Here is a 22,755-nt window from a genome sequence, read left to right on the forward strand (position 1 = left end):
TGCGGCGCGCGCTGGTGCTCAGGCCCGAGCCGGGCAACGCGCGCACGGTGGCGTCGCTGCGGGCTGCGGAGGTCGAGGCGATCGGCGTGCCGTTGTTCGCGGTACGCGCGCTCGCCTGGGCGGTGCCCGACCCGGGGCGGTTCGACGCCGTGCTGCTGACCAGCGCAAATGCGGTGCGGTTCGGCGGCGCGAACCTCGCCGCGCTGGCGGGCTTGCCGGTGGTGGCGGTCGGCGCCGCGACCGCGGCGGCGGCGCGCTCGGCGGGTTTTCGCGTCGCGGTGACGGGGCAGGTCGACGCGGCGGCAGCGATCGCGGCGGCGGGCGTCTATCCGCGATTGCTCCACCTCGCCGGGCGCGAGCATGTCGTGCTGCCGAACGTGTCGCGCGCGATCGTCTATGCCAGCGAGGCCGTCGCCGTCGCGCCCGACGCGCTGGCGGCGGCGGTGGACGGCGTGGTGCTGCTCCACTCCGCGCGCGCGGCGGCGCGCTTCGCTGGACTGGCGGCGGACCTGCCGCGCGACCGGGTGCGGGTGGCGGCGCTGAGCGACGCGGTGGCGCGCGTGGCGGGCACGGGCTGGTCGCGCGTGGCGGTCGCCGAACACCCGAGCGACGCGCGGCTGGTCGCGGCGGCGGTGCTGCTCGCGATTGACCGGACCCGCGGGCACGAGGATAGTGTGCCGCATGAGTGACGACCATCCGTTCGGCAACAGCGCGCGACGCTCGCGCATCGGGCCGGCGGTGCTGATCGCGGTGATCGCGATTGCGATCGGGCTGGGGCTGATGATCTTCGCGATCCGCGACGAGCCGGGCTGGCTGCGCCGTGCGCCGACGCGGGCGACCGAGCCCATGCGCGCGCCCGCGCAGCAGACGCAGCCCGCCGTCACGATCGACGCGCAGACCTTGTCGGAGCGCGAGACCTCGCTCGCCGCGCAGATCGCGAGCCTGGAAGCGCGCGCGGCGACGCTCGGCACCAGCGCGGCGGATGCGGAAACGCGTGCGGCGCGCGCCGAGGCGATCCTGATCGCCTTTGCCGCGCGACGCGCGATCGATCGCGGGTTGGGGCTCGGGTACCTCGAGGAGCAATTGCGCGCGCGCTTCGCCAACAACCCGCGCGAGGCCGCGGCGGTGATCCGCGCGTCGCGCAATCCCGTGACGCTGGAGGACCTGCGCCAGGGATTGGACGCGGCCGCGCCCGTGCTGGTCGCGCGCGAGAGCGACTGGTGGGCGGGGGTGGGCGCCGAGTTGCGCAACCTGGTGGTGATCCACGAGGCGGGCACGCCCTCGCCGTTGCCCGCGGACCGGCTCGCGCGGGTCCGGCGCATGATCGACGCGGGCAATGTCGCGGGCGCGCTAGAGGTGGCGAAGCGCCTGCCGGGCGCGGTCAACTCGGCGAGCTGGACCAGTGCGGCGCAGCGCTACGTCGACGCGCAGCGCGCGCTCGATCAGCTCGAGACGACCGCGATCGTCGGCCCGATCACGCCGCCCGCGGCGCCGCCGGTCGCGATCCAGGCGCCCGCGCCGACGATCGCGCCGGAGCCTGCGCCGACCGCCGACCTGGGTAACTACCTGTAATCTGCCCCGGTTGGGTCGGGTGAAAACGCTTGGACGCTGCAAAGGCGGTGTTTGAGTGTCGGTACTTCTACTCGCGAGGTGGCGGGCTTGGTCCAGGTGCAGCAACATCGAATGCCGCTGGGACACGCGTCGAGCACTAGCTAGGCTGCAAGCTGGAGTCGTCCGCTCGCCGGACGATCAACGCTGCGGTTCGGCGCCCAGGCGTTCGATCAACGCCATCGCGGCATGGGGAGCGCGAACCTTGGCGCCGTTGATCATGAACACGAACGTGTCGCGAGGAACGGCGGGGGCGCGACCGGGCGCGACGCAGGGGAAGGTGTCGGGCGTGCCGCCGGCGGCGAGCGTGCGCGCCGCGTCCGCCCAGCGGTCGAGCGCGGCGGGCGCGTAGCCAGCGGGTTCGTCCTCGCGCGCGTCTTCCAGCCGAACGTAGGCGAAGTCGCCCGACACGTCGCCGATCGCGGGGTAGTCGGCCGAAGCGGCGTAGACGATCGCCACGCCCGCGGCGCGGCACAGCGCGACGAACTCGGGCACGAGGAAGCTGTCGTGACGGACGTGCACGGCGTGACGCAGCGCGATGCCCTCGTGCGTGCGCGGCAGCAGCTGAAGAAAGGCGGCAATATCGTCGGGGTCGAAGCGTCGCGTGGCGGCGAACTGCCACAACAGCGGGCCGAGCTTGTCGCCGAGCTCGACGATGCCCTGCCCGACGAAGCGGGCGATCGACTCGCCGGCCTCCGCCAGCACCTTGCGCGTCACGCAGTAGCGCGATGCTTTCAGCGCGAAGACGAAACCGTCGGGCGTCGTCTCGCGCCACGCGGCGAAGGTCGCCGGCTTGAAGGAAGAGTAGAAGGTGCCGTTGACCTCGATCGCGGAAACGTGGCGGCTGGCATATTCCAGCTCGCGCTTGATCGGCCATTTGGGCGGATAGAAGCTCCCGCGCCACGGTTCGTAGGTCCAGCCGCCGATGCCGACTCGAATGGGGACGTGGGTCATGGCGTAGGTGTAGCGCGGGTAGAGAGGCGCGGGGAGTCGTACGCGGCCGCGCCGCGGCGAAGCCGCGTCGTCGATCGGCGCGGTGCGCCGCCGTCCGGGCGTGTTGCTGGTACGCGAAATAGCGCCGCTATTTCACGGCAACACGCTGGAGCGGGCGAAGGGATTCGAACCCTCGACCCCAACCTTGGCAAGGTTGTGCTCTACCCCTGAGCTACGCCCGCTCTGGCGCCTTCGGATCGGATCGGCGCCGGGCCGTTCCGATCGGGGAGCGGCGCCACTAGCACCGGCCCCGGACACCGGCAATAGCCAATTTGGCGCGCCCGCATCTTTTTGCGCGGGGAGAAGCGCCGTCGCGGTTGATTGATCCACCCGGCTCGATTGACCGGGATCAACGTGGCGGATACCCAGCTGTCGCCATGACCGCCCCGACCATTCTGCTCGTCGAGGACGATCCCTCGCTTCGCATGCTGACCGCGCGTGCGTTGCAGGAGAACGGTTTCCTCGTCCGCCCCGCTTCCGCCGCGCCCGAGATGTGGCTCGCGCTCGAGAACGGGCCCGTCGACCTCGTGCTGCTCGACATCATGCTGCCGGGTACCAGCGGCATCGACCTGTGCCGCACGCTCAGGCAGAAGAGCGACGTCCCGATCATCTTCATGTCGGCGCGCGCGAGCGAGACCGACCGCGTCGTCGGGCTGGAGCTGGGCGCGGACGATTACATCGCCAAGCCGTTCGGCACGCGCGAGCTCGTCGCGCGCGTCCGCGCGGTGCTGCGCCGCCCGCCGATGGACCGGCTGGCGGGCAATGCCGAGCAGGGCGTGCTGACCTTTGACGGCTGGACGATCAACCTGCCCAGGCGTGAGCTGACCAGCCCGACGGGCGCGATCGTCGACCTGACCGGCGCGGAGTTCGACCTGCTGGTGGTGCTAGCCGACCACGCGCAACGCGTGATCGCGCGCGAGCGGTTGATCGAATTGTCGCGCACGCGGCTGGGCGACAGTTCCGACCGCTCGATCGACGTGCTGGTCAGCCGGTTGCGCCGCAAGCTCGGCAGCGCGGGCACGCCCGCCCCGATCGTCACCGTGCGCGGCGTCGGCTACATGCTGAACGTCGCGGTCGAGCGTCAGTAAAGGCATTTGCGGCTGCTCCGCCGCCCGGCCTTCGGGCTGCTGGGGCAGGTCGTCGCGATCCTGCTCATCACGCTGCTGATCGAGTTCGGCGCGAGCACGATCCTCTACGAGCGCGCCAGCAGCTTCGCGGTGCGCGATGACGAGGCCAACCGGCTCGCCGAGCACCTGGTCATCAGCCGTCGCCTGATCAACGAGCGCACGCCGGCGCAGCGCGGCACGATGGCGGCCGAACTCACCACAGACCGCTACGCGCTGAACTGGTCGCCTACCGCGCATCCGACGCCGCGGATCGCGCCCGCGCTCGACGAGATGCAGCGCCAGGTGATCGAGTGGGAGCCTAGCTTGAGCGACGCGCAGCTGACGCTGCGGCTGCTGTCGCCCGGGCGGCGGTCGGTGGTGACCGGCGGGATGCGGCTGAACGACGGGTCCTGGGTATATTTCCGCACGCGCGAGCCGCTCGCCGGGATCAGCTTCACGGCCGAGCGGATCGCGCTGGCTCTGTTCCCCGCGATCGCGCTGATGGTGCTCGCCGGGGTCGCGCTCAGGCGCAGTTTCCGCCCCCTGCGGATGCTCGCCGCCGCCGCCGACCGTGTCGGGCGCGGCGCGGTCGAACCGGTGGCGGTCGACGGACCCGGCGAGGTGCGGCGCGTGATCAGCGCGTTCAACGACATGCAGGAGCGGATCCGCGCGCTGATCGCGGGACGGACGCAGGCGCTCGCCGCGGTCGGCCACGACCTGCGCACTCCGCTCGCCAGGCTGCACCTGCGCACCGAAGCGCTGCCGCGCGACGACACGCGCGCGGCGATCCTCCACGACGTCGCCGAGATGGAGGCGATGATCACCTCGCTGCTCGCCTTCCTAGGCGGTGCCGAGCCCGAGGCGCCGTCGATGGTCGACCTGGCGGTGCTGTGCGCGACGGTGATCGACGACGCCGCCGATCGCGGCGCCGACGCGGTGTACGACGGGCCCGATCACCTGGAACTGCGCGTGCGCCGGCTGTCGATCAAGCGCGCGATGACCAATTTGGTCGAGAATGCGCTGCATTACGGCACCAGCGTCACGCTGACGTTGGCGCGGGAGCAGCGCGCGGCGAGCAACGAGGTGGTGATCCGCGTCTGCGACGACGGGCCCGGCATACCCGAGGACAAGCTGCAGGAAGTGCTCGAACCGTTCGTCCGGCTCGATCCCGCGCGCGGGCGCGACACCGTGGGCTTCGGCCTGGGCCTGTCGATAGTCGCCAAGGCGGTGGCGGACGAGGGCGGCACGCTGGTGCTGTCCAATCGCGCAGGGGGCGGATTGGAGGCGTGCATCGCGTTGCCGGCCTGAGCGGCAGACACACAAAGAAACAACGACACACAATAACACATTGCTGCCGAGCAACGGCAACGCGCGGTTGATACTCGTTCACATTCGTACAGAATGGGAGAGTCGCTCGTGGCTTCAGGTCGTGCTCGCAATGCGGTTGACGTCTGGGGTTTGGGGCGATGAAGCACGAAGTGGTCGCCCGGCCGGGCGTGTCGGTGCCCTCTCGCCAGTTCCTCGCGCGTGACATCACCGCCTCGATCGTCGTGTTCCTGGTCGCGATGCCGCTATGCATGGGCATCGCGGTCGCCTCGGGCGTCTCGCCGGAGAAGGGGCTGATCACCGGCATCATCGGCGGCATCGTCGTCGGCATGCTCGCGGGCTCGCCGCTGCAGGTCAGCGGCCCCGCCGCCGGTCTCGCCGTCATCGTCTACGAATTGGTGCGTGATCAGGGTCTGAGCGCGCTCGGCCCGATCCTGCTGCTCGCGGGCGCGATCCAGCTCGTCGCGGGCATCTTCCGCCTGGGCGGCTGGTTCCGCGCGATCTCGCCCGCGGTGGTGCACGGCATGCTCGCGGGCATCGGCGTGCTGATCGTCGCCGGGCAGTTCCACGTCCTGTTCGACGCCAAGCCGCTGCCGAGCGGGTTGCAGAACCTCGCGGCGGCGCCCGCGCGGCTGTTCGGCCTGTCGCCGTTCGACCTCCAGGCGACCGAGATCGCGTTCGCGATCGGCCTGTCGACTATCCTGGCGATGCTGGGGTGGGAGAAGTTCCGACCGGCCTCGCTGCGGCTGGTGCCCGGCGCGCTGGTCGGCGTGCTGACCGGCACCCTGCTCGCGGTCGCGCTCGGGCTGGACGTCGCGCGCGTGCAGGTCCCCGCGTCGATTACCGCGGCGCTGTCGCCGCCCGCCGCCGGTTTCTGGGCGCAGTGGCTCGACCCGTCGATCCTGACCGCGGCACTCGCGATCGCGTTCATCGCCTCCGCCGAGACATTGTTGTCGGCCGCGGCAGTCGACAAGATGCACGACGGCGTGCGCACCGATTACAACAAGGAACTGCGCGCGCAGGGCGTCGGCAACATGCTGTGCGGGCTCGCGGGATCGTTGCCGATGACGGGCGTGATCGTGCGCTCGTCCGCAAACGTTCAGGCCGCGGCGGCGACGCGGCTGTCGGCGATCCTGCACGGTGCGTGGATCCTCGGCTTCGTGGCGCTGCTGCCGTGGCTGCTACGCGAGATCCCGATGGCGGCGCTGGGAGCGATCCTGGTCATCACCGGTTTCCGCCTCGTCAGCCTAGATCATGCCAGGCATCTGGCGCGCGACCACGGAGTCCTGCCGGTGCTGATCTGGGCGGCGACGCTGATCACCGTCGTCACCACCGACCTGCTGACCGGCGTGCTGGTGGGCATTGCGTTGACCACGCTGGAGCTCGTTCCGCATCTCAGCCGGCTGCGGCTGGGCGTGGTCGAGGCCGACGTGACCGAGAACGGCGCCGACCGCCACGACATCACGCTGAACGGCACCGCGACCTTCCTGACGTTGCCCAAGCTGTCCGACACGCTCGACCGCACGCCCGCGGGCGTGCCGGTCAAGCTCGACGTGTCGGACCTGCGCGCCGCCGACCACACCAGCGCGGAGATGCTGCGCGACTGGTTGCAGCGTCGTCGCCAGTCGGGCGGCGTGGTCGACATCACCGGCGCGCGTGGCAAGATCGCCACACTGACCGCCGCGTCGCACTGAATGCACGTTGCTGCTTGAAGTGAAGCGCGAGCGCGGATAGCTTTTCGTTCGCAGGTGCAGCACCGCCCGCCATCACGCTAGGAGCCTGGGGTGAGAGCGGTGCGTCCCGCGAGCAGGAGGAGCCTCTACAACGAGGAGGTTCCCATGAAGTACGTTCTGTTATCCGCGCTGGCCCTATCCGGCCTCGCAACCCCTGCACTGGCGCAGGAGGAAACCGCGCCGCCGAAACCGATCACCGTGTCGGGCAGCGTCGGGCTCGTCTCCGACTATCGCTTCCGCGGCGTGTCGCAATCGGACGAGCAGCTCGCCATCCAAGGCGGCCTGACGATCGCGCACGAGAGCGGGGTGTATATCGGCACCTGGGGGTCGAACCTCGCCGGCTGGGGCACGTTCGGCGGCGCCAACATGGAGCTCGATCTGATCGCGGGCTACAAGACGACGCTCAGCGAGGGCGTCGCGCTCGACGTCGGCGCGACCTGGTACATGTACCCCGGCGGGTTCAACAACACCGACTTCATCGAACCCTATGCCAAGGTGTCGGGCACGATCGGCCCGGTCAGCCTGCTGGCGGGCGTCGCCTACGCGCCCAAGCAGGAGGCGCTGGGCGCGTGGTACTTCAACGGCGCGTCGGCGGCGGCGGGCGTGTACGACGATCCGGGCGACAAGAACGACAACCTCTACCTGTGGGTGGACGGCAGCACCGCGATCCCGAGCACCGGGCTGACCGCCAAGGCGCACGTCGGCTTCTCCAACGGAAACAGCGGCTTGGGGCCGTTCGCGACCAGCGTCGCGCCGACCGGCGAGTACGTCGACTGGATGGCGGGCGTCGACTACGCGGTGCCGGGCACGCCGCTGACGGTGGGCGTCGCCTATACCGATACCGACATCTCCAACCGCGAGGCGGCCTATCTGCGCCCCAGCTTCAGCAAGGGGCAGGACGGCACCGGCAACATCGCCGGGTCGCAGGTCGTCTTCTCGCTAACCGCCGCGTTCTGAGGTTGGTAGCGGGGGCGGGGGGTTTGTATCCCCGTCCCCGTTCCCACATAAGGGCGCGCACGAACAGGAGCAGCCCTTGGCGACGTTAGGCATGTCACCGGCCGAGAAAGAGGCCATTCAGACCTTCCGCAGCGAGGTCGTCGAGCCGTCGATGACCAAGCTGGTGATCATCGATTTCTGGGCGGAATGGTGCGGCCCGTGCAAGGCGCTGACCCCCGTGCTGGAAAAGGTCGCCGCCGCCTACGCCGACAAGGGCGTGGTGCTGGCCAAGGTCGACACCGACAAGAATCAGTTCATCGCCGCGCAATTCCAGATCAAGTCGATCCCGACCGTCTACGCGATGTTCCAGGGGCAGCTGGTCGCCGACCTGACGTCCGCGCGGACCGAGTCGCAGCTGCGCACGATGCTGGATCAGTTGCTGCGCCAATTGCCGATCGAGGGCGAGGCGCAGTCGCAGGAGGCCGAGCTCGAACCGCTGGTCCAGATGGGCGAGGACGTGCTCGCCTCCGGCGACGCCGAGCGCGCGCTGTCGATCTTCGACCAGCTGGCCGAGATGGCGCCCGAGCATCACGCGGTCGTCTCCGGCCGCGTCCGCGCGCTCGTCGCACTCGGCGCGACCGACGAGGCCGAGGCGATGATCGCGGCGCTGCCCGAGGACCTTGCCCGCCTACCCGACATCGAGCGCGCGCGCGCCGCACTGGCGCTCGCCCGCTCGGCTCCGGCGGTCGACGATCTCGCGCCGCTTGAGGCCGCGGTGGCGGCGAACCCGGACGATCATCAGGCACGCTTCGACCTCGCCAACGCGCAGATGGCGGCGGGCAACCGCGACGCCGCGGCCGACCATTTCCTCCACATTACCGCGGCCGACCGCGCGTGGAACGAGGGCGCGGCCCGGCAGCAACTGCTCAAGCTGTTCGAGGTCGTCGGGCTGGAGGACCCGTGGGTATCGGCGCAGCGTCGCCGACTGTCGGCGATCCTGTTCGGATGACGCGCACGCGGCTCTCGATCTTCCCGCTGCCGGGCGCCTTGCTGTTCCCGGGCATGCACCTGCCGCTCCACATCTTCGAGCCGCGCTACCGCGCGATGGTGTCTGACGCGATGGCGCGCGATCGCCGCATCGGCATGATCCAGCCGCGCCCCGACGGCGACCCGGACGATCCCGAGCTGTTCGACGTCGGCTGCGTCGGGCGGATCGCCGAGTTCGAGGCGATGGAGGACGGGCGCTACAATCTGATCCTGGAGGGCGTGGCGCTGTTCCGCGTGACCGACGAGCTCGACGTCTCCACCGCGTTCCGCCAGGTCGAGGCCGAGCTGCTGCCGGTCGAGGCCGACCAGACGCTGGCGCTGGGCGAGCGCTCCTCGCTCGAACTCGAATCGAAGCGCTTCGCCGAGTCGCTCGGCTACGCGGTCGACTGGGACTCGGTCGGGCGATTGGACGACGCGGCGCTGGTCAATGGCGTCGCGCAGATCGCGCCGTTCGACGTCGCGGCGAAACAGGCGCTGCTGGAGAGCAAGGGCATCTCGGCCCGCTGCGAGCTGCTGGTGCAGTTGATGCAATTCTTCGGGCGCCACGACGGCGACGAGCGGGTGACGCTCCAGTGAGCGGGGCGACGGCCGGAGAGCCGCCCGCGCTCGACCCGTGGCTGCTCGAACGACTCGTCTGCCCGCTGACGCGGACGCCGCTGCGCTACGATCGGGGAGCGGGAGAACTGGTGTCGGAGGCGGCCGGGCTCGCCTATCCGGTGCGCGACGGCGTGCCGGTCATGCTGGTCGAGGAAGCCCGCGCGCTATAGTCGTCGAGCGCGCGGGAGCCGATCACACCGCGAGCTTGGGGAACCCAGCGCGGAACGCCGCCACCTTCGGCTTGTCCCACGTCACGATATACGGGTGCGTCGGGTTCCGGTCGAAGAAGTCCTGGTGGTACGCCTCGGCCGGGAAGAAGGCGCCGCCCTCGATCTTGGTCGCGATCGCGCGAGGGAAGGCGTGCGCGTTGCTCAACTGTTTGATGTATGCAGCGGCGACGCGCGCCTGGTCGGGCGTCTGCGGGAAGATCGCCGAGCGGTAGCTGGTGCCGCTGTCCGGACCCTGCCGGTTCACCTGCGTCGGATCGTGCGCGATCGAGAAATAGACGCGCAGCAGCGTCGCGTAGCTGACCTGTCGCGGATCGTAGCTGATGCGGATCGCCTCGGCGTGGCGCGTCGTCTCGCTGCTCACCGCCGAATAGTTGGCGGTCGCGCGCGTACCGCCGGCGTAGCCCGCGGTCACCGACTTGACGCCGCGCACGTGCTCGAACACCGCTTCCATGCCCCAGAAGCACCCGCCGGCGAGCACCGCGGTCTGCATGCCCTTGGTCGCGGGCACGTCGACCGCCGCGGCCGGGATCGGCACCGCGCGCTCGGCCTGGGCGGTTCCACAGGCGCTGAGCATCAGCGCGGCGGTGAGAAGGGGGCGAAGGGTCATCTACTTGATATAGGTCAGTGGCTTGCCACCGCCAGGGGTCAGCGCGCGACCGGCGTGGCCTGAGCCATGGGGGCGTGCGTCGTCGCGCCGGCCTCAGCGGGCTGCAGCGCGAACAAGCCCGCCGCGCCGAGCACGAAACCGCCGGCGAACTGCCAGAAGAAACTGGTCTTGAAGAGGCGCATCGGTATTCATCCTGTCGCGTACCGCCCACCGTTCATGCCGAACGCGCAGTGCGGAACTGGTTTCCTGCAAATCGTCTAGGCGGTGGCGACTGAACCGTTGCTGGTTCACCCGTTCATCTGCCAGCGATATAGGGTCGCCAGTCGCGTCAGTGTATTTCAACGATCGAAATAGATCGTTTCCGAGCGAGGATAGTCGTCGCAGTTATTTCAGCGCGGCGCACGCCTGCTGGATGCGCGAGCACGCCTCGGTCAACAGCGCCTCGGAGGTCGCGTAGCTGATCCGCATCGCGGGCGAGAGGCCGAAGGCGACGCCCTGGACCGCCGCGACGCGCGCGTCGTCGAGCAGGTAGCCGACGAAATCGCTGTCGCTCTCGATCCGCAGGCCCTTAGGGCTAGTCTTGCCGATCACGCCCGCGACGCTCGGGTAGACGTAGAAGGCGCCCTCGGGCGTCGGGCAGGTGATCCCTTCCGCCTCGTTGAGCATGCCGACCACCAGGTCGCGCCGCGCCTGGAACGCGCGCGCGCGCTCGGCCAAGAACGACTGGTCGCCGGTCAGCGCGGCGACCGCGGCGGCCTGCGCGATCGAGCACGGGTTGCTGGTCGACTGCGACTGCAGCTTCGCCATCGCCTTGATCAGCCACGGCGCACCGCCCGCGAAACCGATCCGCCACCCGGTCATCGCGTACGCCTTGGAACAGCCGTTGACCGTCAGCGTGCGCTCGAACAGCGCGGGGCAGGCTTCCGCGATCGTCGCGAAGCGGAAATCGTCGTAGACGATATGCTCGTACATGTCGTCGGCGAACACCCAAACGTGCGGGTGCCGCTCGAGCACCGCGCCCAGCGCACGCAGCTCGTCGGCCGTGTAGGCCGCGCCCGTCGGGTTCGACGGCGAGTTGAGGATCACCCACTTGGTCCGCGGCGTGATCGCGCCTTCCAGCATCTCCGGCGTCAGCTTGTAGCCGTATTCCGCGCCCGCGGGCACGATCACCGGCGTGCCGCCCGCGAACTGCACCACGTCGGGGTAGCTGACCCAGTAAGGCGCGGGCACGATCACCTCGTCGCCCGCCTCGACGGTCGCGACCAATGCGTTGAACAAGGTATGCTTGCCCCCGACGTTCACGCTGATCTGCTGCGGCGTATAGGTCAGGTTGTTATCGCGCCGGAACTTGGCGACGATCGCATCCTTCAGCTCGGGCGTGCCGTCGACGTTGGTGTATTTGGTGCGACCGTCGCGGATCGCCTGGATCGCCGCCTCTTTCACGAACTCGGGCGTGTCGAAATCGGGTTCGCCCGCGCCCAGCCCGATCACGTCGACGCCTGCGCGCTTCAGCTCCATCACCCGGCTCGTAATCGCGAGCGTGGGGGAGGGCGAGATGCGGTCGAGCGCGGCGGAGGTCTTCACGGGCGTAACCCTTCCTGTACGGAAAATGCGTGCGCGCCTATGGAACGCGCACGCTTGTTACGCAACCGCGAGATGGTCGCGCGCCAATCGCGCCGGCATCAGGCCACGCAGCGCGTTGCCGAGCAGGAAGCCGCCGCGCAGGTCCTCGGCTCGCAGGATCGCCTCACGCGCGCGGCCCGTCTCCAGCAGCTCGGCACGCAGCACGCCGGGCAGCAGCGCGCCCGCGGGCGGCGTCAGCAGCACGCCGTCGCGCTCGACGAACAACGACGTGTAGCTGCCCTCGGTCAGCGTGCCGTCGGGCAGCGCGAACACCATCTCGTCGCTCCCGCTCCGCCGCCGCGCGTCGTCGTAGAAGGCGCGGTCGCTCGACTTATGCCGCAATCGCCAATCGCGCGGCGAGACCGGGAGCGGCACCAATGCGACCTTCAGCGGCGCGGCGCGCGCGGGCGGCATCCGCGACACCTGGATCGACACCGCGCCGCTCCGCGCCAGCAGCATCCGCACGCGCGACGCCTCGCGCAACCGGAAGGTCGCGGCCTGCAACTCGTTGCGCGTGTCGTGGCGGTCGAATGCGAAACCCAATGCGGCGGCGCTGTCCTTCAGCCGCGACAGGTGCCGCTCGACCAGCGCGATCCCTTCCATCGGATCGAACGCCATCGTCTCGATCAGGTCGAAACGGCGGTCACCGCTCGCGAGGAACGCACCCTTGGCGAGCGCCTCGTCCCACTCCGCCACCGCGGTCGAATCGGCGACGATCCCGCCGCCCAGCCCGATCGTCGCGCGCTCGCCGTCGGCGGACAGCGTCAGCGTGCGGATCGCGACGTTGAACATCGCGTCCCCGCTCGCGTCGATCCGCCCGATCGCGCCGGTGTAGACGCCGCGCGCGTCCGCCTCGATCTCGCTCAGCGCCTGGATCGCGCGCAGCTTGGGCGCGCCGGTGATCGACCCACACGGGAACAGCGCGGACAGCACGTCGACCGCGTCCACGCCGCGCCGCCGCGTCGCGGTGACGGTGGAGGTCATCTGGTGGACGGTCGGGTAATGCTCCAGCGCGAACAGCTCGGGCACCGCGACGCTGCCCGCCACCGCGACGCGCGACAGGTCGTTGCGCATCAGGTCGACGATCATCAGATTCTCCGCGCGCTGCTTTGGATCCTGCGCCAGCGCGGCGGCGGCAGCCTGGTCGGCATGCGGGTCGGACAGCCGCGGCGCGGTGCCTTTCATCGGGCGGCAGGTGAGGCGATCGCCCTCCAGCGCGAAGAACAACTCTGGCGAGAAGGACAGGAACGTCTGGCGTCCCGTCGCCACCACCGCGCCCCATCCGCCGCGCGTCGCGCCGCGCAACCGTGCGTAGAGCGCCAGCGGATCGCCCGCTACGTCCATGTCGGCGCGGAACGTCAGATTGGCCTGGTACAGGTCGCCCGCCGCGATCAACGCCTGCACGTGCGCGAACATCGAGTGGTAGTCGGCCCGCGAGACCCGCGGCTCCAGCGCACCGATCCACGCCCCCGCCGCGTCGGGCAGCAGCGCGGGCACGTCCACCGTATCGTACCCGTCGAACAGCCCGAACCAGCCGAGCGGACCGTCGATCTCGCGGCTGGTGACCGCCGCCGCCTCGAACGCGCCCGCCGCCTCGTACGACAAGAATCCGGCCGCCGCGCCCCGCTGATCGGTGGTGTGCGCGCGCACCGCGGCGAGCATCGGCGCGATCTCGCTCGCGTCGTGCGCCTCCACCACCGCGCGCGGATGCCGGTACAGCCGCGCCGGTGCGCCGCCGTCGCGCGCGTCGTCCAGCAGGACGTAAGGGGGCTCGATCCGCATCCGACTCGCGTGATGCCCGCCCGCTTCGCACCCGGCAAGCGCACCGGCGCGGGTTTCTCTCGCCCTGCCATGGATTAACCGCGATTGTTGCCGTGTCGCGTGGCCCCCACTTCTGTCACAACGAGGCAAACGACGTGAGAAACGATCCATGACCACCGACACGCCTCCCTTGCGCGCCGCGATCATCCCGGTGACCGCGATCGAGCAGAACTGCACGTTGATCTGGTGCACCAAGACGATGCGCGCCGCCGTCATCGATCCGGGCGGCGACCTGCCGCGGATCAAGGCAGCGATCGCGCAGGCCGGCGTCACGGTCGAGAAGGTACTGCTCACCCACGGTCACATCGACCACGCGGGCGAGGCGCGCCCGCTCGCCGACGATCTGGGCGTGCAGATCGAGGGTCCGCACGAGGACGACCGTTTCTGGCTCGCGCGGCTGGAGGATGACGGTCGCCAATGGGGCATCCGCGGCGTCAACACCGAGTCCGACCGCTGGCTGGTCGACGGCGACACGGTGACTGTGGGCGAGCTGACGCTCGACGTCTACCACACGCCCGGCCACACCGCCGGCCACGTCATCTTCCATCACGCGCCCTCACGCTTCGCGCAGGTCGGCGACGTGCTGTTCCAGGGCTCGGTCGGGCGCACCGACCTGCCGGGGGGCAACCACAAGCAGCTGATCGAGTCGATCGTCACCAAGCTGTGGCCGCTCGGCGACACGCACTTCATCCCCGGCCACGGCAAGCCCAGCAGCTTCGCGCACGAGCGGCGCCATAACATGTTCGTCAGCGACGCTGCGCTCGCGGCCTGAACCGGGCGCGCGCGACCCGCGGCCGACTCGCGCGCCGCTCACCCGGCCCGCTTACCCGCGGGTCGCGTCGACCGATACGGTGGTGATCGCGTCGCTCGTGCCGCGGTCGCTCGCGTAGACGAGCACCAGCGCCCACGCCGCCAGCCCGGCGAGCACCAGCCACGTCGCCGCGATCCCGCCCGCGCGCAGCGGATTGGGCGCCGCGCGGTCCATCCCCAGACCGTGCGCGATCCGCCCGACGACGAACACGATGCCCGCGATCCACAACCACGTCGCCGACCCGCCGGCCAGCTCGATCCCGGCAATCAGGATCAGCACGAACGGCGCATATTCGACGAAGTTCGCGTGCGCGCGCATCGCGGCCTGCAACGGACCCGAACCGCCGTCGCCGATCATCACCTTGGCGCTCATCCGCCGCTGCGACACGCGCAGCGCCAGCCAGATGTTGATCGCGGCCGCCGCCGCGGCGATCGTCAGCGTCATCGAAAGCAGCATCGGTCATCCTCCCCTTGGGTCGGCCAACCGTCGCACATGCCGTCACCCGGTTGCAACGCGGGCAGAATTCGCTATAGGCGCGTCACTTCGCGATGCGTGCCGATGTGCGGCTGCCTGCCGCGGCCGGCTGTCGTGCCTGCCGTCGGGGCGACCCGCACGGTGCGAATCCAACACGTAACTTTTTGATCAAGGTGCCGAAATGGCCGTCCCCAAGCGAAAGACCACTCCCTCACGTCGCGGCATGCGTCGCTCGCACGACGCGCTGACCGTTGCGGCGTTCCAGGAATGCCCGAACTGCGGCGAACTGCGTCGTCCGCATAACCTGTGCACGGCCTGCGGTCACTATAACGGCCGCGAGATCGTCTCGGTCGAGGCGTAAGCACCTACGCGGACCCTTATCGTCCGCGCCTGCGTTTCAACGGAGTGCCTGGGTCCATGTCCGACAGTTCCGTGATCGCCATCGATGCGATGGGCGGTGACAAGGGGCTGGAGGTCATGCTGGCGGGTGTCGCGCGCGCGCGGCGCCTTCACGATGGCCTGCGTTTCCTGCTGGTCGGCGACGAGCCCGCGATTCGCGCCGGGCTCGCCAGCCACCCGAATCTCTCGCAGCATTCCGAGGTGATCCACGCCGCCGACGTGATCGCGGGCGAGGAGAAGCCGAGCCAGGCGCTACGCCGGGCGAAGACCTCGTCGATGGGCGTCGCGATCGATTGCGTGAAGCGCGGCCGCGCCGGTGCCGCGGTGTCGTCGGGCAACACCGGCGCGCTGATGGCGATGGCGAAGCTCTCGCTGCGCACCATGCCCGGGATCGACCGCCCCGCGCTCGCCGCGCTGCTGCCGACGCTCGGCGACAACGATGTCGTGATGCTCGATCTCGGTGCCAACACCGAGTGCGACGCGCGCAACCTGACGCAGTTCGCGGTCATGGGCGCGGCCTACGCGCGGATCGTGCTCGAGCTCGACCGCCCACGCGTCGCGCTGCTCAACATCGGCAGCGAGGACCAGAAGGGCACCGGCGAGATCAAGGACGCCGCGCAGATGCTGCGCGACGCGACCCACCTGCCGATGGACTTCACCGGCTTCGTCGAGGGCGATCGCCTGTCGCGCGGCGAGCACGACGTGATCGTCACCGACGGCTTCTCCGGCAATATCGCGCTCAAGACCGCGGAAGGAACCGCGCGCTTCGTCGCCGACCTGCTGCGCCGCGCCTTCTCCAGCTCGGCTCGCTCGAAGATCGGCTTCCTGATCTCGCGTCCCGCGACCGACCTGCTGCGCAACCACCTCGATCCCAACAATCACAATGGCGCGGTCTTCCTCGGATTGAACGGCCTGGTGCTGAAGAGCCACGGCAGCGCCAACGAGATCGGCGTCGCGACCGCGATCGGCAACGCCGCCAAGATGGTGAAGTCCGACCTCGCGCGCCGTATCGCCGAGGATCTGGGCAACATCGACGCGAAGGCTGCCGCATGATCCGCTCGGTCCTGCTCGGCACCGGCTCCGCACTGCCCGCGCGCCGCGTCTCCAATGCCGAACTCGCGCAACAGGTCGACACCAGCGACGAGTGGATCGTCGAGCGTACCGGCATCCGCTTCCGCCACATCGCCGGCCCGGACGAGACCACCGGCACGCTCGCCTACGACGCGGCGAAGGCTGCGCTCGCCGCCTCCGGACTGGCGGCGCAGGACATCGACCTCATCGTCCTCGCCACCGCCACCCCCGATCAGACGTTCCCGTCGACCGCGACCAAGGTGCAGGCGCTGCTCGGCATCGACGATTGCGTCGCGTTCGATGTCGCGGCGGTGTGCTCGGGCTTCCTCTACGCGGTGCAGGTCGCCGACAGCATGATCCGCGCCGGCGCGCATCGCCGCGCGCTGGTGATCGGGTCGGAGACGTTCACCCGCATCCTCGACTGGGAGGATCGCACCACCTGCGTGCTGTTCGGCGACGGCGCCGGCGCGATCGTGCTCGAGGCGCAGGAGAGCGCCGACGACGTGTCCAGCCCCGACGCGCGCGGCATCCTCGCGGCGAAGCTCCACGCCGATGGGCGCCACAACGAGCTGCTCTACGTCGACGGCGGACCCTCGACCACCGGTACCGTCGGCAAGCTGCGCATGAAGGGACGCGAGGTGTTCCGCCACGCCGTCACCAACCTGTCGGCGGTGATGGCGGAGGCGCTCAAGGACATCAACCTGACCCCGGCCGACATCGACTGGGTCGTGCCGCACCAGGCGAACGCGCGCATCCTCGACGCGACCGCGCGCAAGCTGTCGCTGTCGCCCGATCGCGTGATCGTGACGGTGGACCAGCACGCCAACACCTCCGCCGCCTCGGTCCCGCTGGCGCTCGACACCGCGGTGCGCGACGGCCGGATCAAGCGCGGCGACCTGCTGGTGCTGGAGGCGATGGGCGGCGGCTTCACTTGGGGCGCGGCGGTGCTGCGCTACTGAGGCGTGCCGTCTTGGGTGCGTCTGCCGAGTCGACAAAGGCGCCCGGGCTTTATACCACCGGAATCGAAGACATAATCGGGGGATCGACGAGCATGACGGACGCGGGCACGCTGACACGGGCTGATCTGGCCGAGGCGCTGCACAAGCAGGTCGGCCTCTCGCGCGCCGATTCAGCCCGTGTCGTCGAGCAGATCCTGTCCAAGATGTGCGAAGCGCTGTCGAGCGGCGAGAACGTCAAGATTTCCGGCTTCGGCACCTTCGTGCTGCGCGACAAGGGCGAGCGCGTCGGCCGCAATCCGAAGACCGGCGTCGAGGTGCCGATCGCGCCGCGCCGCGTTCTCACCTTCCGCGCCAGCCAGATGATGCGCGAGCGCATCATGGCCGCGGACTGAGGCGGCAGCTGCCGAGCGACCCGCCCGCCGGCGCGGCCGCCGCTGCCGCCGCCCCCGCGAGCGCGAGCGAGCCGGCACGCGCGGCCAAGTCCGACGCCGCGTTCCGCACCATCGGCGAGGTCACGCAAGCGACCGGCATCGCGACCCACACCCTGCGCTACTGGGAAGGCCGCTTTCCCCAGCTCAAGCCCGTCACCCGCGCGGGCAACCGCCGCTACTACCGCCCCGCCGACGTCGCGCTGGTGCAGCGCATCGACCGCCTGCTCAATCACGAGGGCTATACCGTCCGCGGTGTCCAGCAACTGCTGGCGGCCGAGCGCAAGCCTGGCGCCACCAGCGCCGCCTCTGCCCCCGCCGCCCCGGCGCCGGTCGCCACCGTCATGCCCGACACGATCGACGCCATTCGTCTGATCCGCGACTATCTGCGTGAGGCGCTCGACACCGACGGGTGATCCGCCCAAGCCGCTGACCCGGCGGTACGCTGACTCGGTCGCCGTCGGGTGCGCCTCCCGAGCGAAACCGTCGTCATGCCATGCAGTGAGGGTTCCGTACGTAGTGGACGTCGCCGGAACGTAGCACCACCCGCCGACGCCCGCGCGTCAAACGCCCAGCCACGTCAGACCGCCCGGCAGCTCGCTCGCGGCGTAATCGACCTGCAGGACGCGCCGGTGCGCGCCCCGCGCGCTCGCCGCCGAAGCGTGGATGATCGGCGTCGCATATGCCCACACATCACCCTCGTCGGCGAGGCACGTTGCCGTCCCGCAGCGCGCGACCGTCGCGGCGATCGCGTGCTCGGCGACGATTCCCAACCGGCGTGACCCCGGTGCGACCAGCAGCGGAGCGTTGTCCGCCGGCACGTCGTCGAGGTGGATGCGCAGCGTCACCATCGCCTCGATCACCGCGAAGGGTGGCGCGACGTGGAGGATGCCCTGCTTGACCGTCCACGGTCCGAAGCCGTCGACCTCGCGCCTGGTGCGCACCGCGACCGTGCGATCCTGGTGCCAGCCGAGCGACCAATTGGCGCCCGGTGTCTTGTCGAACATGATCGCGCGCACCGGCCGTGCCGCTGACCCGAGATAAGCTGCCGCGATCGCGTGAACGGCCCCGCGCTGGAGCAGGTCCGGCAGCGCGGCCTGACCACGGAGCCGCGTGCCGCCCGCGCGCGGCGGCAAGCTCGCGGCGAGTGCGTGCAAGCCGGACAGCGCGCGGCGAGCGGCAGCCGGGTGACGTTCGAAGCCGTCGAGGGAGAGCACGGGGGTGGCAGAAATAATGCAGGTCGACACGGTGCTCCGCTAATCACGCGGTGGCAAGCGGACCTGTGCCGCTCTGGCCACGCCGAGCGGTCGTCATCGCGTGGCAGGTCGCGCCGCGTCGACGTGGGTGATCTCGGACCGCGACCTGCTCGATGCAGGCGGGCCGAGCGTCACGCACGAACTCGTTTGCTCGTCGGCGCTTTCAGGATAAGCGCGAGCACATTCGAACCGGCCAAGGCTGCGTGCGTCGATCGCAGCACAGCGCGATAAGCGGCGGCCGAGGCGCTTCTGACCCTTGGCAATCTCGATTATCGATTGGAACAGGTGCTGCGCATGTGGTCTCGCCGCGGGAGCAGGTCCCGCGTCGTTGGTCGCGGCTTTAGCCGCGCCGGCCGGGCGGATGGATGCCGCCTGCGCTGTTGCGCGGCGGCACCGGCGGGGCCGCGGCCCCGCCTTCCATCCTTTACAGCTTCTTGGTCAGTTCCGGCAGGATCTTGAACAGGTCGCCGACCAGGCCGATGTCCGCGACCTGGAAGATCGGCGCGTCCTCGTCCTTGTTGATCGCGATGATCGTCTTCGAGTCCTTCATGCCGGCCAGATGCTGGATTGCGCCCGAGATGCCGACCGCGACGTAGACTTCCGGCGCGACGATCTTGCCCGTCTGCCCGACCTGATAGTCGTTCGGCACGTAGCCCGCATCCACCGCCGCGCGGCTCGCGCCGACGCCAGCGTGCAGCTTGTCGGCGAGCGGCTCGATCAGCTCGTGGAACTTCTCGCCCGAGCCGAGCGCGCGCCCGCCCGAGACGATGATCTTCGCGCTGGTCAGCTCGGGGCGCTCCGACTTGGCGAGCTCCTGGCTGCCGAAGGTCGCCAGACCCTTGTCGCCGGTCGAGGCGACCGCCTCGATCTCGCCCGAGCCGCCCTCGGTCGCCGCCTTCTCGAACGCGGTGCCGCGCACGGTGATGACCTTCTTGGCATCCGACGTCTGCACGGTCGCGATCGCGTTGCCGGCGTAGATCGGACGCGTGAACGTATCCTCGCCCTCGACCGACAGGATGTCGCTGATCTGCATGACGTCGAGCAGTGCGGCGACGCGCGGCGCGATCGCCTTGCCGCTCGAGGTCGCAGGCACGACGAAGGCGTCGTGATGCCCCATCAGCTCGACGACCAGCGGCGCGACATTTTCGGCCAGCGCGTGCGCGAAGGCCGCGTCGTCGGCGACGTGGACCTTGCCGACGCCCGCGATCTTCGCTGCCGCCTGCGCCGCACCATCCACGCCTTGGCCGGCGACGAGGAGGTGCACTTCGCCCAGTTTCGACGCGGCGGTCACCGCCGACAGCGTCGCGTCCTTGACGGTCTGCCCGTCGTGCTCGACCCAAACCAGAGTCTTCATGTGGTAATCCTCTCGGATAAATCGTGAACGGGCTTAGTTGGCGATGCCCATCGACTTGAGCTTGCCGACGAGTTCGTCGACGTCGGCGACCTTGATCCCGGCCTGGCGCTTCGCGGGCTCGACCACCTTCACCGTGGTGAGGCGCGGCGAGACATCGACGCCGTAGTCGGCCGGCGTCTTCTGCGCCATCGGCTTGGACTTGGCCTTCATGATGTTGGGCAAGCTCGCGTAGCGCGGCTCGTTCAGGCGCAGGTCGGTGGTGACGATCGCCGGCAGCTTGTACGTGTCGGTCTCCAGACCGCCGTCGACTTCGCGCGTCACGGTCGCGCTGTCGGACGACAGCTCCACCTTCGACGCCGCGGTCGCCTGGCCCCAGCCGAGCAGCCCGGCGAGCATCTGACCCGTCTGGTTGTTGTCGTCGTCGATCGCCTGCTTGCCCAGGATCACCAACTGCGGCTGCTCTTCCTCGACGATCTTGGCGAGCAGCTTGGCGACGCCCAGCGGCTCGACCTTGCCGTCCGCGACGACCAGCACCGCGCGGTCGGCGCCCATCGCGAGCGCGGTGCGCAGCGTTTCCTGCGCCTTTTGCTCGCCGATCGACACCGCGACGATCTCGGTCACGACGCCCTTCTCCTTCAGGCGGATCGCTTCCTCGACCGCGATCTCGTCGAAGGGGTTCATGCTCATCTTCACGTTGGCGAGGTCGACGCCCGACCCGTCCGCCTTCACGCGGGGCTTCACATTATAGTCAAGCACGCGCTTGACCGGCACCAAGACCTTCATCGACGGATCCTCTTTCTATCCTTTGCGCGCCTGTATCGGCGATGCAAATGGCGGTTTTCGGTCGTTTTCGCAAGTGCGGTATGGTTGAGCTGCTGCGATCCGGCGGTGCCGTAGCGGCATCTTGTCCTGTCAAACGAAGAAGGGGCCGGACGTTTCCGCCCGACCCCTCAATCTCGCCGCGACGGCGCTCGCATCAGTGATGCAGCGCGATCACGCCGCCTTCTGCACCTCGGCGACGATCTTCTTCGCCGCATCGCCCAGGTCGTTTGCCGGCACGATCGCGAGGCCGGAATTGGCGAGGATCTGCTTGCCCTGCTCGACGTTGGTGCCTTCCAGGCGGACGACCAGCGGGACCTGCAGATTCACTTCCTTCGCCGCCGCGACGATGCCGTCGGCGATGATGTCGCACTTCATGATGCCGCCGAAGATGTTGACCAGGATACCCTTCACCGCCGGATCGGCGAGGATGATCTTGAACGCCGCGGTCACCTTCTCCTTCGAGGCGCCGCCGCCGACGTCGAGGAAGTTGGCCGGGAACATGCCGTTCAGCTTGATGATGTCCATCGTCGCCATGGCGAGGCCGGCGCCGTTGACCATGCAGCCGATGTCGCCGTCGAGCTTGATGTAGGCGAGGTCGTACTTCGACGCTTCCAGCTCGGCCGGATCTTCTTCCGTCTCGTCGCGCAGCTCGGCCAGGTCCTTGTGGCGGAACATCGCGTTGCCGTCGAAGCCGACCTTGGCGTCGAGCACCATCAGCTTGTCGTCGTCGGTGACCGCCAGCGGGTTGATCTCGATCTGCTCGGCGTCGGTGCCGAGAAAGGCGTCGTACACCTTGCCGGCCAGCACCTGCGCCTGCTTGGCGAGGTCGCCGGTCAGCCCCAGCGCATTGGCGACCGCGCGGCCGTGGTGCGGCTGGTAGCCGGTGGCGGGGTCGACCGAAAAGCTGTGGATCTTCTCCGGCGTGTCGTGCGCCACCGTCTCGATGTCCATGCCACCCTCGGTCGAGACGACGAACGCGACACGGCCAGTCGCACGGTCGACCAGCAGCGCCAGGTAGAATTCCTTGGCGATGTCGACGCCGTCGGTCACGTACAGACGGTTGACCTGCTTGCCCGCGTCCCCGGTCTGGATCGTCACCAGCGTGTTGCCCAGCATCTCGGTCGCGGCGTGACGCACCTCGTCCTCGGTCTTGGCGAGGCGGACGCCGCCCTTCGCGTCCGGGCCGAGCTCCTTGAACTTGCCCTTGCCGCGGCCGCCGGCGTGGATCTGCGCCTTCACGACGTAGAGCGGCCCGGGCAGCTTCTTCGACGCCTCGACAGCTTCCTCCACGCTGAGCGCAGCGAAGCCCTGCGGCACGGCGACGCCGTACTTCGCGAGCAATTCCTTGGCCTGATATTCGTGGATATTCATGGGAGGACGCCTCTCGTGGGATGAGGGAAGAACGCTTTGCGCTGCTCCTAAGCACAGCGGGCGCGCGGAATCCACCCCGGGTGACAGCTTCTCTCTCCCTTTTGCTATTGCGAACGGATTGCAGCGCAGCGTCTAAGCTATAGCCCGTGCGTCGCCGCGACCCGCCCGTCGCACCCGCCGACA

25 protein-coding genes and 1 tRNA gene are annotated in these 22,755 nt (G+C 69.5%); 15 read left to right on the plus strand and 11 right to left on the minus strand.

Going from position 1 to position 22,755, the window contains the following annotated elements; translation table 11 throughout:
• Together ACFDS6_RS09350 and ACFDS6_RS09355 are read left to right on the plus strand one after the other, a co-directional pair.
• Positions 1–689: uroporphyrinogen-III synthase (locus ACFDS6_RS09350; protein ID WP_375271888.1), on the plus strand; the 689-nt coding region annotated here is incomplete at its 5' end.
• Positions 682–1,572 carry a hypothetical protein gene (locus ACFDS6_RS09355; protein ID WP_375271889.1) on the plus strand — a complete coding sequence of 297 codons (891 nt, stop codon included), beginning with the start codon at positions 682–684 and terminating at the stop codon, positions 1,570–1,572. The genes ACFDS6_RS09350 and ACFDS6_RS09355, both read left to right, overlap by 8 nt.
• Before the next feature lie 177 nt (positions 1,573–1,749).
• On the opposite strand, the gene ACFDS6_RS09360 is transcribed toward ACFDS6_RS09355, so the two are convergent.
• Complete coding sequence (locus tag ACFDS6_RS09360) at positions 1,750–2,562, minus strand: DUF72 domain-containing protein (protein WP_375271890.1); 813 nt, start codon at positions 2,560–2,562, stop codon at positions 1,750–1,752.
• A 146-nt stretch (positions 2,563–2,708) separates the two neighbouring features.
• Positions 2,709–2,783 (minus strand) — tRNA-Gly (locus ACFDS6_RS09365).
• 195 nt (positions 2,784–2,978) lie between these two features.
• On the opposite strand from ACFDS6_RS09365, the gene ACFDS6_RS09370 reads away from it, so the two are divergent.
• The 7 genes from ACFDS6_RS09370 (at position 2,979) to ACFDS6_RS09400 (ending at position 9,516) form a co-directional block, all read left to right on the plus strand.
• Positions 2,979–3,689, plus strand: coding sequence for a response regulator (locus ACFDS6_RS09370; RefSeq protein ID WP_019515425.1), 711 nt, complete (start codon positions 2,979–2,981; stop codon positions 3,687–3,689).
• Positions 3,690–3,695: 6 nt separating this feature from the next.
• Positions 3,696–5,015 carry an ATP-binding protein gene (locus ACFDS6_RS09375; protein WP_375271891.1) on the plus strand — a complete coding sequence of 440 codons (1,320 nt, stop codon included), beginning with the start codon at positions 3,696–3,698 and terminating at the stop codon, positions 5,013–5,015.
• Between the two features lie 158 nt (positions 5,016–5,173).
• Positions 5,174–6,727 (plus strand): SulP family inorganic anion transporter, encoded by a 1,554-nt coding sequence (locus ACFDS6_RS09380; RefSeq protein WP_375271892.1) that lies wholly within the window; start codon positions 5,174–5,176, stop codon positions 6,725–6,727.
• Between the two features lie 144 nt (positions 6,728–6,871).
• The gene (locus ACFDS6_RS09385) at positions 6,872–7,723 is read left to right on the plus strand and encodes a TorF family putative porin (protein ID WP_375271893.1); all 852 of its coding nucleotides are present in this window, start codon (positions 6,872–6,874) and stop codon (positions 7,721–7,723) included.
• A gap of 91 nt (positions 7,724–7,814) precedes the next feature.
• Positions 7,815–8,711 carry a tetratricopeptide repeat protein gene (locus tag ACFDS6_RS09390; protein ID WP_375271941.1) on the plus strand — a complete coding sequence of 299 codons (897 nt, stop codon included), beginning with the start codon at positions 7,815–7,817 and terminating at the stop codon, positions 8,709–8,711.
• A complete protein-coding gene (locus ACFDS6_RS09395) occupies positions 8,708–9,325 on the plus strand; it encodes an LON peptidase substrate-binding domain-containing protein (RefSeq protein WP_375271894.1) in 618 nt (205 codons plus the stop codon). Before ACFDS6_RS09390 ends, ACFDS6_RS09395 begins: the two co-directional genes overlap by 4 nt.
• Positions 9,322–9,516 (plus strand): Trm112 family protein, encoded by a 195-nt coding sequence (locus ACFDS6_RS09400; protein WP_375271895.1) that lies wholly within the window; start codon positions 9,322–9,324, stop codon positions 9,514–9,516. The genes ACFDS6_RS09395 and ACFDS6_RS09400 overlap by 4 nt, the downstream gene beginning before the upstream one ends.
• 22 nt (positions 9,517–9,538) lie before the next feature.
• Here the strand turns inward: ACFDS6_RS09400 and msrA are convergent, their stop codons facing one another.
• The 4 genes from msrA to pabB all read right to left on the minus strand — a co-directional run bounded on the left by msrA (position 9,539) and on the right by pabB (position 13,588).
• Entirely contained in the window at positions 9,539–10,183 is a 645-nt protein-coding gene (gene msrA, locus ACFDS6_RS09405) for a peptide-methionine (S)-S-oxide reductase MsrA (protein ID WP_375271896.1), read from the minus strand.
• Between the two features lie 38 nt (positions 10,184–10,221).
• Positions 10,222–10,365 (minus strand): hypothetical protein, encoded by a 144-nt coding sequence (locus ACFDS6_RS09410; protein WP_375271897.1) that lies wholly within the window; start codon positions 10,363–10,365, stop codon positions 10,222–10,224.
• Positions 10,366–10,567: 202 nt separating this feature from the next.
• Positions 10,568–11,767, minus strand: coding sequence for a pyridoxal phosphate-dependent aminotransferase (locus ACFDS6_RS09415; RefSeq protein WP_375271898.1), 1,200 nt, complete (start codon positions 11,765–11,767; stop codon positions 10,568–10,570).
• A 57-nt stretch (positions 11,768–11,824) separates the two neighbouring features.
• Positions 11,825–13,588, minus strand: coding sequence for an aminodeoxychorismate synthase component I (gene pabB / locus ACFDS6_RS09420; RefSeq protein WP_375271899.1), 1,764 nt, complete (start codon positions 13,586–13,588; stop codon positions 11,825–11,827).
• Between the two features lie 148 nt (positions 13,589–13,736).
• On the opposite strand from pabB, the gene ACFDS6_RS09425 reads away from it, so the two are divergent.
• Positions 13,737–14,399 (plus strand): MBL fold metallo-hydrolase, encoded by a 663-nt coding sequence (locus ACFDS6_RS09425; RefSeq protein ID WP_375271900.1) that lies wholly within the window; start codon positions 13,737–13,739, stop codon positions 14,397–14,399.
• Between the two features lie 51 nt (positions 14,400–14,450).
• Here ACFDS6_RS09425 and ACFDS6_RS09430 read toward each other — a convergent pair whose 3' ends face one another.
• Positions 14,451–14,894 carry an MAPEG family protein gene (locus ACFDS6_RS09430; RefSeq protein ID WP_375271901.1) on the minus strand — a complete coding sequence of 148 codons (444 nt, stop codon included), beginning with the start codon at positions 14,892–14,894 and terminating at the stop codon, positions 14,451–14,453.
• Positions 14,895–15,093: 199 nt separating this feature from the next.
• Here ACFDS6_RS09430 and rpmF point away from each other — a divergent pair, with 199 nt between their 5' ends.
• The 5 genes from rpmF (at position 15,094) to ACFDS6_RS09455 (ending at position 18,185) form a co-directional block, all read left to right on the plus strand.
• The gene (rpmF, locus tag ACFDS6_RS09435; protein ID WP_174194726.1) at positions 15,094–15,273 is read left to right on the plus strand and encodes a 50S ribosomal protein L32; all 180 of its coding nucleotides are present in this window, start codon (positions 15,094–15,096) and stop codon (positions 15,271–15,273) included.
• 56 nt (positions 15,274–15,329) lie between these two features.
• Complete coding sequence (gene plsX, locus ACFDS6_RS09440) at positions 15,330–16,364, plus strand: phosphate acyltransferase PlsX (protein WP_375271902.1); 1,035 nt, start codon at positions 15,330–15,332, stop codon at positions 16,362–16,364.
• The gene (locus ACFDS6_RS09445) at positions 16,361–17,341 is read left to right on the plus strand and encodes a beta-ketoacyl-ACP synthase III (RefSeq protein ID WP_375271903.1); all 981 of its coding nucleotides are present in this window, start codon (positions 16,361–16,363) and stop codon (positions 17,339–17,341) included. Before plsX ends, ACFDS6_RS09445 begins: the two co-directional genes overlap by 4 nt.
• 92 nt (positions 17,342–17,433) lie before the next feature.
• Positions 17,434–17,733: an integration host factor subunit alpha gene (locus tag ACFDS6_RS09450; protein WP_375271904.1), complete on the plus strand. Its 300-nt coding sequence runs from the start codon at positions 17,434–17,436 to the stop codon at positions 17,731–17,733.
• Between the two features lie 110 nt (positions 17,734–17,843).
• Positions 17,844–18,185, plus strand: a complete 342-nt coding sequence (locus ACFDS6_RS09455; RefSeq protein WP_375271942.1) for a MerR family transcriptional regulator — start codon at positions 17,844–17,846, stop codon at positions 18,183–18,185.
• A gap of 147 nt (positions 18,186–18,332) precedes the next feature.
• Here ACFDS6_RS09455 and ACFDS6_RS09460 read toward each other — a convergent pair whose 3' ends face one another.
• The 4 genes from ACFDS6_RS09460 to sucC all read right to left on the minus strand — a co-directional run bounded on the left by ACFDS6_RS09460 (position 18,333) and on the right by sucC (position 22,572).
• Complete coding sequence (locus ACFDS6_RS09460) at positions 18,333–19,016, minus strand: phytanoyl-CoA dioxygenase family protein (protein WP_375271905.1); 684 nt, start codon at positions 19,014–19,016, stop codon at positions 18,333–18,335.
• A 433-nt stretch (positions 19,017–19,449) separates the two neighbouring features.
• Positions 19,450–20,379 (minus strand): electron transfer flavoprotein subunit alpha/FixB family protein, encoded by a 930-nt coding sequence (locus ACFDS6_RS09465; protein WP_375271906.1) that lies wholly within the window; start codon positions 20,377–20,379, stop codon positions 19,450–19,452.
• A 33-nt stretch (positions 20,380–20,412) separates the two neighbouring features.
• Complete coding sequence (locus ACFDS6_RS09470; RefSeq protein ID WP_375271907.1) at positions 20,413–21,162, minus strand: electron transfer flavoprotein subunit beta/FixA family protein; 750 nt, start codon at positions 21,160–21,162, stop codon at positions 20,413–20,415.
• Between the two features lie 210 nt (positions 21,163–21,372).
• Complete coding sequence (sucC, locus tag ACFDS6_RS09475) at positions 21,373–22,572, minus strand: ADP-forming succinate--CoA ligase subunit beta (protein ID WP_375271908.1); 1,200 nt, start codon at positions 22,570–22,572, stop codon at positions 21,373–21,375.
• Positions 22,573–22,755: the final 183 nt, after the last annotated feature.

Origin of the sequence: Sphingomonas sp. (genome assembly GCF_042095875.1) — a bacterium.
In the GTDB taxonomy this organism is placed as follows: domain Bacteria; phylum Pseudomonadota; class Alphaproteobacteria; order Sphingomonadales; family Sphingomonadaceae; genus Sphingomonas.